The sequence below is a fragment of the Burkholderia arboris genome (assembly GCF_902499125.1).
In the GTDB taxonomy this organism is placed as follows: Bacteria; Pseudomonadota; Gammaproteobacteria; order Burkholderiales; family Burkholderiaceae; genus Burkholderia; species Burkholderia arboris.
The window spans coordinates 83,829-93,977 of the sequence record NZ_CABVPX010000033.1; the positions used below are offsets into that span (position 1 = coordinate 83,829).

At 64.8% G+C, this 10,149-nt stretch carries 9 protein-coding genes and 2 pseudogenes; 2 read left to right on the top strand and 9 right to left on the bottom strand.

Going from position 1 to position 10,149, the window contains the following annotated elements:
* Positions 1-109: 109 nt before the first annotated feature.
* A pseudogene (locus BLA15945_RS37975) lies at positions 110-363 on the bottom strand (hypothetical protein); the annotation flags it as partial.
* Between BLA15945_RS37975 and BLA15945_RS30520 the strand changes: the two are divergent.
* Complete coding sequence (locus BLA15945_RS30520; protein WP_059233972.1) at positions 259-2,055, top strand: PhoH family protein; 1,797 nt, start codon at positions 259-261, stop codon at positions 2,053-2,055. The pseudogene BLA15945_RS37975 and the gene BLA15945_RS30520 overlap by 105 nt on opposite strands.
* Before the next feature lie 237 nt (positions 2,056-2,292).
* Complete coding sequence (locus BLA15945_RS30525; RefSeq protein ID WP_059233971.1) at positions 2,293-3,387, top strand: C40 family peptidase; 1,095 nt, start codon at positions 2,293-2,295, stop codon at positions 3,385-3,387.
* Between the two features lie 147 nt (positions 3,388-3,534).
* Here BLA15945_RS30525 and BLA15945_RS30530 read toward each other — a convergent pair whose 3' ends face one another.
* The 8 genes and pseudogenes from BLA15945_RS30530 to BLA15945_RS30565 all read right to left on the bottom strand — a co-directional run.
* Positions 3,535-4,545, bottom strand: coding sequence for an inorganic phosphate transporter (locus BLA15945_RS30530; protein ID WP_059233970.1), 1,011 nt, complete (start codon positions 4,543-4,545; stop codon positions 3,535-3,537).
* Positions 4,546-4,555: 10 nt separating this feature from the next.
* Positions 4,556-5,182, bottom strand: coding sequence for a DUF47 domain-containing protein (locus tag BLA15945_RS30535; protein WP_034188683.1), 627 nt, complete (start codon positions 5,180-5,182; stop codon positions 4,556-4,558).
* Between the two features lie 138 nt (positions 5,183-5,320).
* Positions 5,321-7,741: a replicative DNA helicase gene (gene dnaB / locus BLA15945_RS30540; RefSeq protein WP_059233969.1), complete on the bottom strand. Its 2,421-nt coding sequence runs from the start codon at positions 7,739-7,741 to the stop codon at positions 5,321-5,323.
* 139 nt (positions 7,742-7,880) lie between these two features.
* A complete protein-coding gene (gene rplI / locus BLA15945_RS30545) occupies positions 7,881-8,333 on the bottom strand; it encodes a 50S ribosomal protein L9 (RefSeq protein ID WP_059233968.1) in 453 nt (150 codons plus the stop codon).
* A gap of 27 nt (positions 8,334-8,360) precedes the next feature.
* Positions 8,361-8,636, bottom strand: a complete 276-nt coding sequence (rpsR, locus tag BLA15945_RS30550; protein ID WP_006486248.1) for a 30S ribosomal protein S18 — start codon at positions 8,634-8,636, stop codon at positions 8,361-8,363.
* Between the two features lie 4 nt (positions 8,637-8,640).
* A complete protein-coding gene (priB, locus tag BLA15945_RS30555) occupies positions 8,641-8,940 on the bottom strand; it encodes a primosomal replication protein N (protein WP_034188684.1) in 300 nt (99 codons plus the stop codon).
* A gap of 40 nt (positions 8,941-8,980) precedes the next feature.
* A complete protein-coding gene (gene rpsF / locus BLA15945_RS30560) occupies positions 8,981-9,355 on the bottom strand; it encodes a 30S ribosomal protein S6 (RefSeq protein ID WP_004193673.1) in 375 nt (124 codons plus the stop codon).
* A 243-nt stretch (positions 9,356-9,598) separates the two neighbouring features.
* A pseudogene (locus BLA15945_RS30565) lies at positions 9,599-10,149 on the bottom strand (anti-sigma factor); the annotation flags it as partial.

The window sequence follows — 10,149 nt, forward strand, 5'->3', positions numbered from 1 at the left end:
CTTCCCGGCACCTGACGCGCATCACGACGGTACCAGCCGAGCCGCATGTCCCTGTCGACGGGGCAGCGGCTTTTTTTATGGATTGCGCGCCGGCCCTCCCGGTCCGGCCCTAACCGCATCGAGGAGCTGATCGACACTTAGGCGAACCGGCTAGACGAACTTCCTGTGCGCCACCGCGCGCAAACTGCATGCGTCTACGTCACGCAGGATGCGATCAGCGGCGCACGCCATGCGACACGATTCCTCCCGAGGGACACCATGCCTTTGCCTACCCCCCCCAGCAAGCTCGGCAGCCTGCTGCCGCCCGACGAATACAAGGCGAAAGCGCGGCCCGCGAAAGCCGCGAAGAAATCCGCCGAAGGGGACGCATCCACAGCCGGTGACTATGGTCCGGCCAGCGTGGCCCAACCGATGATCGAAGCCGCGAACACGGCCGCGCCGCTGCGTGCCGTCGCGTCTTCGGCGCCTGACGCCGCACCCGCACGCGGCCGCAAGACCAGGCAGACAGCCGCCCTGTTGCAGCCGATGCCCGCGCCCGTCGAACCCGCGGCGCCGGTCGTCGCACGCAACGACAAGCCGGCCGCCGGCAAACCGGCCGCCGCGCCCGCGCGCGACGCCGGCGCCGCGACGAAGTCGCGCAGCCGCAAGCCCGCCGAAGCCGAACTGCAGAAACTGTTCGTGCTCGACACCAACGTGCTGATGCACGACCCGAGCAGCCTCTTCCGCTTCGAGGAACACGACGTCTATCTGCCGATGATGACGCTCGAGGAACTCGACAACCACAAGAAGGGGATGTCGGAAGTCGCGCGCAACGCACGCCAGGTCAGCCGCACGCTCGACGCGCTCGTCGCCGACGGCGGCCCGATCTCGGACGGCATTCCGCTGTCGCGCCTCGGCAGCCGCGAGGCGCTCGGCCGCCTGTACTTCCAGACGAAGCTCGCCGACATCGCGCCGGTCGAGGGCCTGCCCGAAGGCAAGGCCGACAACCAGATCCTCGGTGTCGTGCGCGCGCTGCAGCGCGACCGGCCCGACCGTCAGGTCGTGCTGGTGTCGAAAGACATCAACATGCGGATCAAGGCGCATGCGCTCGGCCTGCCCGCGGAAGACTACTTCAACGACCAGGTGCTCGAGGATTCGGATCTCCTCTACACCGGCGTGCGCGAACTGCCGCAGGACTTCTGGACCAAGCATGCGAAGGGCATGGAGAGCTGGCAGGACACGAAGACGGGCACCACGTATTACCGCGTGACGGGCCCGCTCGTCGCGTCGATGCTCGTCAACGAGTTCGTCTATCTCGAGCCGCAGAACGGCGAGCCGACGTTCCATGCGATCGTCCGCGAGCTGAACGGCAAGACGGCGTTGCTGCAGACGCTGCGCGACTACAGCCACCACAAGAACAACGTGTGGGGCATCACGGCGCGCAACCGCGAGCAGAACTTCGCGCTGAACCTGCTGATGAACCCCGAGATCGACTTCGTCACGCTGCTCGGCCAGGCCGGCACCGGCAAGACGCTCGTCGCGCTCGCGGCCGGCCTCGCGCAGGTGCTCGACGACAAGCGCTACAACGAGATCATCGTGACGCGCGCGACCGTGCCCGTCGGCGAGGATATCGGTTTCCTGCCCGGTACCGAGGAAGAGAAGATGCAGCCGTGGATGGGTGCATTCGACGACAACCTCGAAGTGCTGCAGAAGACCGACGACGCGGCCGGTGAATGGGGCCGGGCTGCAACGCAGGAGCTGATCCGTTCGCGCCTGAAGGTGAAGAGCATGAACTTCATGCGCGGCCGCACGTTCGTCGACAAGTACCTGATCATCGACGAAGCGCAGAACCTGACGCCGAAGCAGATGAAGACGCTCGTCACGCGCGCGGGCCCCGGCACGAAGATCGTGTGCCTCGGCAACATCGCGCAGATCGACACGCCTTACCTGACCGAAGGCAGCTCGGGCCTGACCTACGTCGTCGACCGCTTCAAGGGCTGGGGCCACAGCGGCCACGTGACGCTCGCGCGCGGCGAACGTTCGCGGCTCGCCGACTACGCGTCGGACATCCTGTAACACCGCAAGCCGGCCCGTCGGCCGGCTGTCGACGCCACACGGCGCTCCGTTTCCGGAGCGCCGTTTTTATTTGGGGTCGAAGACAAAAGTAACGCTTCGTCACGCAACAACGCAGTTTACGCGCGAAACTTCAAGTAAATTCTCAAGAATGGTTGCTTAAGCCCCGCCGGAGCGTCTACCATCGGGTCTGTCTGTTGTCATACGATTCGCGAGCGCGCCGCGCTCGCCCGCCTTGCCATGCTTCGAATCTGGGTTCCCGTTGCCGTCGTCTCCCTGCTTGCGGCCTGCTCCAGCGTGCCGCCGCAGTCGGCATCGCGTCCCGCGTCGGGCATGAAGATCACGACGCCGCGCGCGTTCCCCGCGCCCGCCAATTTCCCGAAATTCGTCGATCACAGCGTCGGCCAGGAAGAAATCTCGATCCAGGCGATGAGCCTCGTCGGTGTCCCGTATCGCTGGGGCGGCAACACGCCGACGAGCGGCTTCGACTGCAGCGGGCTCGTGCGCTACGTGATCGGCCGCGCGGCCGACGTGAACCTGCCGCGCACGACCGCCGACATGAGCGGCCGCGGCGTGTCGGTCGAACCCGACGAGATCGCCCCCGGCGACCTGATTTTCTTCAATACGACCGGGCGGCCGCATTCGCACGTCGGCATCTATGTCGGCAAGCTGCGCTTCGTCAACGCGCCGTCGACGGGCGGCACCGTGCGGCTCGACTACCTGACGAACCCGTACTGGGCCAAGCGTTTCGACGGCATTCGCCGTGTCGCGCCGCCGCGCACGGCACCGACGCCGTTCGATGCGCCGACCTACGAGGCGAAACGCGACGAGCCCCGCAACCCGCCGGCGGCTGCGCCGGCTCCGGTGGTCGTGACGGCCGCTGCGTCGCGGCCGCCCGCCTATGCTTCGCCGCAAGCGCGAGTGACGCAGGCGCCCGCGCCTGCTCCGGTGGTCCCGGCCGCGCCGATTGTGACGACCGCTGCGGTTGCACCTGCGGCCCCGGCCGCCGATCCGTACGAACCGCCGCCGACGCGCATGCAGGCCGCCCGGCAACAGGCGACGTCGGTGAATGACGGCATGAGCGCGATGACGGCCAATGCAGCACCGACCGCGTCGGCGGAGTCCGGCACGCAGATTCCGACGACGGCGCTGACGGCCGCCCAGGCCGCCGCATTCGATGCCGAACCGCCGCCCGCCACTGCGTCCGCATCTCCGCGCAGTATCGAGCCGGCCCCCGTGCAGGTATTGCGTGCGTCAACGCAATCGGCGCCCGTCAGCCCGCGTACCAGCACCGCAGACGATCCGATTGCGCGATTCGCGAACGGAAGTTACTGACCGATTGCCCGCCCCCCCCGACGGTAATTCACGTTGGCGGCATCTGCCGCCGCCCCGCCCGTTCCGTCGCCCATCCCCGCTCCAAAAGAAAATGCGCCGCAGCCTTTCGGCTTGCGGCGCATTTCAGGTCGATCTGGCTGCGGACGATCAGAAGATCTGGTGACCGAGCCACCATCCGCCGGCCGCGAACAGCGCGGCTGCGGGCAGCGTCAGCACCCACGCCCACACGATGTTGCCGGCCACGCCCCAACGCACGGCCGACAGCTTCTGCGTCGCGCCGACACCGACGATTGCGCCGGTGATCGTATGCGTGGTCGACACCGGAATGCCGAGGAACGACGCGATGAACAGCGTGATCGCCCCGCCGCTTTCCGCGCAGAACCCGCCGACCGGCTTGAGCTTCGTGATCTTCTGGCCCATCGTGCGCACGATGCGCCAGCCGCCGAACAGCGTGCCGAGCCCCATCGACAGATAGCACGCGCCGATCACCCACGCAGGCGGCGCATCGGCGGTGGCCGATGCGTAGCCGCTCGCGATCAGCAGCATCCAGATGATGCCGATCGTCTTTTGCGCATCGTTGCCGCCGTGGCCGAGACTGTACAGGCCGGCCGACAGCAGCTGCAGCCGGCGGAAACGCCGGTCGACCTTGCTGGGCGCGGTACGGAAGTACAGCCACGACACCCCGAGCATGAACAGCGAACCGAGGATGAAACCGAGCAGCGGCGAGATGAAGATGAACGCGACGGTCTTCAGCAGCCCGTCGATGTTCAGCGAGCTCCAGCCCGACTTCGCGAGCGCCGCGCCGACGAGGCCGCCGATCAGCGCGTGCGACGAGCTCGACGGAATCCCGTAGTACCAGGTGATCACGTTCCAGCCGATCGCACCGACCAGCGCGCCGAAGATGACGTAGTGGTCGACGATCTCGGGATCGATCGTGCCTTTACCGACGGTCTGCGCGACTTTCAGGTGGAAGATGAAATACGCGATCACGTTGAACGCGGCCGCGAACACGACGGCCTGCTGGGGTTTCAGCACCCCGGTCGACACGACGGTGGCGATCGAGTTCGCCGCGTCGTGAAAGCCGTTCATGAAGTCGAATACGAGCGCGACGAGCACCAGCGTCGCGACCATCCATAGGGCGAGTTGTATCGAATGCATCGTGGTCCGCTCAGGCGTTTTCCAGCACGATGCCTTCGATGATGTTCGCGACGTCCTCGCACTTGTCGGTGATCTCTTCGAGCAACTCGTAGATCGCCTTCAGCTTGATGAGCGTCTTCACGTCGTCTTCCTCGCGGAACAGCTTCGACATCGCTGCGCGCAGCACGCGATCGGCCTCCGACTCCCAGCGGTCGATCTCCTCGCACTGCTTGAGGATCTGTGCCGACTGCTTCATGTCGGACAGCAACCCGACCGCCTGCTGCACATGCTGGGCCGACTGCGTGACGATATGCGCGAGCTGGCTCGCCTCGGACGTGACGGAGCGCACGTCGTACAGCGACACGGCCGTTGCGACGTCTTCCATCAGGTCGAGGATGTCGTCCATCGTCGTGATCAGCTTGTGGATCTCGTCGCGATCGAGCGGCGTGATGAAAGTCTTGTGCAGCAGATCGATCGCCTCGTGCGTGAGCTTGTCGGCGGCCTTCTCGGCGGTCTGCACGTTTTGCTTGTGAATCTCGGCGTCGGCGAGATTGTCGATCAGCAGTTCGAGCTCGCGGCCACCGGAAACGATGTGCTTCGCGTGCGCGTTGAAGAGTTCAAAGAACTTGCCCTCGGTGGGCATGAATCGACCGAACATGGGATTCCTGAGAGATTGTCAAACTACTGTCACGAAAACGGGCGACATTGTACCGGTTTCGGTCGTGACGCGACGCGCGCACATGCGCGCGCCGGGATTGGATACAACGTTTGGCGATTTAGGACTTTACAATCGGCCTTACTCGCCGTAGAACGTCTGCGCCCCTGCAAAATTATCGAACTTCGTGTATTGCCCCAGGAACGTGAGCCGAACGGGGCCGATCGGACCGTTACGCTGCTTGCCGATGATGATTTCGGCCGTGCCCTTGTCGGGGCTGTCCGGATTGTAAACTTCGTCGCGGTAAATGAACAGGATCACGTCAGCATCCTGTTCGATTGCGCCTGATTCGCGCAAATCGGACATCACCGGGCGCTTGTTCGGGCGCTGTTCGAGGCCGCGGTTCAGCTGCGACAGCGCGATCACCGGCACGTCGAGCTCCTTCGCGAGGCTCTTCAGCGATCGCGAGATTTCCGAAATTTCGGTCGCGCGGTTCTCGCCCTGCGACGAACCCGACATCAGCTGCAGGTAGTCGACGATGATCAGGCCGAGCTTGCCGCATTGCCGCGCAAGACGCCGAGCGCGCGAGCGCAGTTCCATCGGGTTCAAACCGCCCGTCTCGTCGATGAAGAGCTGCGCCTCGCTCATCTTCTGCACCGCGTGCGTCAGTTTCGGCCAGTCCTCGTCCGTCAGGCGACCCGTCCGCATCCGGTGCTGGTCGAGCCGGCCGATCGAGCCGAGCATACGCATCACAAGCTGGGTGCCCGGCATTTCCATCGAGAACACGGCGACCGGCAACCCATACTCGACCGCGACGTATTCGCCGATGTTCATCGAGAACGCAGTGTTGTGGGTCACGACGTAATCGTCGGTCACGTACAGCCGCGACGGATGCGAGACCGAAATGCATTGCGTCGCTGTCCGGCGCGTCGGCTCGATGCCGGTGATAACCGGCATCTTCCGGCGCGTACGCCCGCCCGTGAGCCGCTCGCGCTTGCCCTCGAACAGGAACAGGCTCTGCGGATCCGGATGACTGATCGTGCAAATGTAGGCCGTCGCGCCGGCCGTGCGTTCGCCGTCGACCGTAAAGCTGGTCGCCTTTTCGGTTATCTGGCACCACGCGCCGATCGAACGTGCCAGTTCGCACACATCGTTCGCCAACTGCGCACTGGCGGTCGAATAGCGCACCGTGCCCCACGACTCGACCCAGCCGTCGGCATCGAGCAGTCCACGCAGCAGGTCGAGTCGGGCATCCTTGTCCGCATCGAGGTAAATGCGCGGGATGAATTTGTCGTAGCTCGTCTTCCCCCACACACCGAGCTGCTCGAGCGCAGCTTTGAGCGGGTTGACGGAAGGTCGGGCCTCTGCCGTCGATGGCCGACGCTTAATGCGCCAGTCGTACTGACCCGCATATTCGAGTTCGAGCGACGCGTCGACGCGCGTACGCATCCGGTTCAATGTTTCCTCGGCCTTCACGCTGAAACGCACGGCGGTACCGCCGAGCGCACCGTCACCCAGTAGCGCGCCGAGTACCCACGGATCGACCGGCAGCGCGTCGCGATGACCGAACTCACCGCTCGGCATGTCGACCCACAACCGGTTCCGGTACCGCTCGCGCGTCAGCAACGTGCGGATCTCCGCCGTCGACAGCACGCGCGGCTTCTCCCACTCGCGGAAATGGACGCACCAAAGGTGCTCGTCGCAGCATTCGGCCGAGCGACCATCGGAAAAGCGAACCCGATACACCTGGCGCTCGCCTTGCGGGAAGATGCCCGTCACGACCGACGAGCCGCCGTCGACAGAAGCAAGCGCATCGCCGACCGCCAGCTCGCCCATCCGCTTCCATCCCGCCAGTGTCCTGACGCGTGCATCGAGCGGCTGCGCCTTACCCATCGACGGACGCCCTGCGACGATGATCAGTTCGCCGCCATGCATCCCGGACGTCATCCGGTCGAGGTCGACGAAGCCCGTCGGCGTGCCCGTGACGTCGCTCGGGTTCGCGGTGTGGTACAGCGTGTCGATACGCTCGACGACCTGCGTGAGCAGCGGACCGATCTCGAGGAAGCCCTGGTTGCCGCGCGCGCCGTCTTCCGCGATCGAGAACACCTTCGATTCGGCTTCGTCGAGCAGCTGGCGGACTTCCTTGCCCTGCGGGTTGAATGCGTCGGCCGAGATTTCGTCGGCGACCGACACGAGCCGGCGCAGCACCGCACGGTCGCGCACGATTTCCGCATAGCGGCGGATGTTCGCGGCGCTCGGCGTGTTCTGCGCGAGGGCGTTCAGGTACGCGAGCCCGCCGACGTCGTCGGCCTTGCCGGACGTGGTCAGCGCTTCGTACACGGTCACGACGTCGGCCGGGCGCGTCGACGCGATCAGGCGGCCGATGTGCTCGTAGATGATCCGGTGGTCGTAGCGGTAGAAATCGCCCTGCGACAGGAAGTCGGCAATCCGGTCCCAGGCCGCGTTGTCGAGCAACAGCCCGCCGAGCACCGATTGCTCGGCTTCGACCGAATGCGGCGGGACTTTCAGCGATTCGATTTGAGGATCTTGCGGCGCGTTCATGGGTTGGGATTATCGCGAATTACACAGGACGACGCCATACCGGCCGCCAGCGATCGGACAATAAAAAAGGCAGGCCCCGGTTGCCCGGGCGCCTGCCCTTGTCCGGACGACGGAAGCCGCCCGGAAAGCTTGCGTACGCTTACGCGTGGTCGCCGATCACGTTGATCGTGACGTCGACGACGACGTCCGTGTGCAGCGCGACCTGGACGTTGTGCTCGCCGATCATCTTCAGCGGGCCTTCCGGCATGCGAACTTGCAGCTTCTCGACTTCGTAGCCTGCCTTCTTCAGCAGTTCTGCGACGTCGCCGTTCGTGACCGAGCCGAACAGACGGCCGTCAACGCCCGACTTCTGCGTGACTTCGAACGACTGGCCGTTCAGCTTCTCGCCGACTGCCTGCGATGCCGCCAGCTTTTCAGCGGCGATCTTTTCGAGTTCAGCGCGGCGCACTTCGAATTCGGCGATCGCTTCCTTCGTTGCACGGCGAGCCTTGCGGTTCGGGATCAGGAAGTTGCGAGCGTAACCGTCCTTGACCTTGACGATATCGCCGAGGTTGCCCAGATTGGCGACTTTTTCCAACAGAATGATTTGCATTCGAATTCTCCTTATTGCGTCGCCTGATTACGCCTTGTGCTGATCGGTGTACGGCAGCAGCGCGAGGAAACGCGCACGCTTGATGGCCGTATCCAGCTGACGCTGATAGTGCGCCTTCGTACCCGTCAGACGAGCCGGCGTGATCTTGCCGTTTTCGCCGATGAAGTCCTTCAGCGTTTCCGTGTCCTTGTAGTCGATCTGCTCGACGCCTGCAGCCGTGAAACGGCAGAACTTCTTGCGCTTGAAGAGCGGGTTTTGTTGCTGACGACGCTTGTCGAATTTCTTACCAGTCGGGCGGGGCATGATTTCAGTCCTTTCCAATGTCCTGCAATGCTGTGATGTGAAACACCAAGGTTCTCGCGTTACGGCTTTTCTTGGCCAGGAAGCCCGTGAACAGCGTTTCGACGCCCATTTCACGACTTTCCAGCCTGCCGCTCGCCTCACCGGCCGCCACTGCCTCAATCGTCATTTCGACCTGGCGGGGGATGCCTGCTTCGACGACTTCCGTGCGGTGCTGCAATGTGGCGCTAGCAATCGGAACACCTGCCGGCGTATATCGCACCGGTGCGCGTTCGACGACGCTCGCCGTCAATTGCAACCTGTTCACGAGAGTGACGCGCTCCTTGATGGCTTAATGAATGACGAACTTAAGCCTGCGCTTCGGTCGGCTGAGCTGCAGCCGCCTTCTTGGCTTCTTCGCGCTGAACTTCCTTCATCATCGGCGACGGGCCGGTTTCGGCCTTCTTCATCTTGACGATGAGGTGACGCAGCACGGCGTCGTTGAACTTGAACGCGTGTTCGAGTTCGTCGAGCGTCGTCTGGTCGCACTCGATGTTCATGCAGACGTAGTGAGCCTTCGCGAGTTTCTCGATCATGTAGGCCAGCTGGCGACGGCCCCAGTCTTCGACACGGTGGATCTGGCCGCCGTGCGACGTGATCGTGGACTTGTAGCGCTCGATCATCGCGGGCACTTGCTCGCTTTGATCCGGGTGCACGATGAAGACGATTTCGTAATGACGCATTACACACTCCTTGTGGATTAAAGCCACCCGGGCGTCTGAACCGGTGTGGCAAGTGAGAAGCCGAAGATTCTAACCCGGTTACGGGGCGCATGCAAGGCCAATCAACGATTGGCGCGCGGATTCGGCCATGTTTTCAACGACTTGAACGGGCGAGCCGGCGCGCGCGGCCGCCCGTCGGTTCGTTTTACCGGGGTCTGAAGGTAGTCGGCCGGACACGCACCGGGCGCAACAGGCGTCGCGCCGTCACTCGCTGCGCGTGCCGGAGAGCCGCGTGTCGAGCGCAGCCTTGAACGCCGTGAGCGCCGACGGCTCGGCGTCCGTCACGGCCCACCACGTCATCCCGGCCGCGTCCCAGCGGTCGAGCGCATAACCCTGCGACACGGTCGTGTACGGTGCCGCGGGCCCTTCCCCGGCCGGCCGCACGTACACGTCGATCACGTGCTGCCGGTAGCGGTAGACGAGCACCGCGACACGGCGCCGCCCGACGTAGTCGAGCCGGCCGCCGACCAGCGCGAAGCCGTTCGCCGCGAGATCCTCGACCGGCGGCGCATAGTCGAGCCGGCCGTTGAACCAGGGCTTGACCGTGTGCCGGTCGGTCGAGATCACGTCGATGTCGCGCGCCGACAGGTCGGCCCGCACGTGGCTCGAGACGAGTTCGTCGACCGTGCGGTCGGTGTCCGCGTGGCGCGCGGACAACGTCATCCCGCCCGCCGCCGCGAGCGCCACCAGCAGCGCGACGCCCCAGCCGAGCCCGGGCAATGCCGCGGCGCGCGGCCCGCCGCCGGCCACGGCCG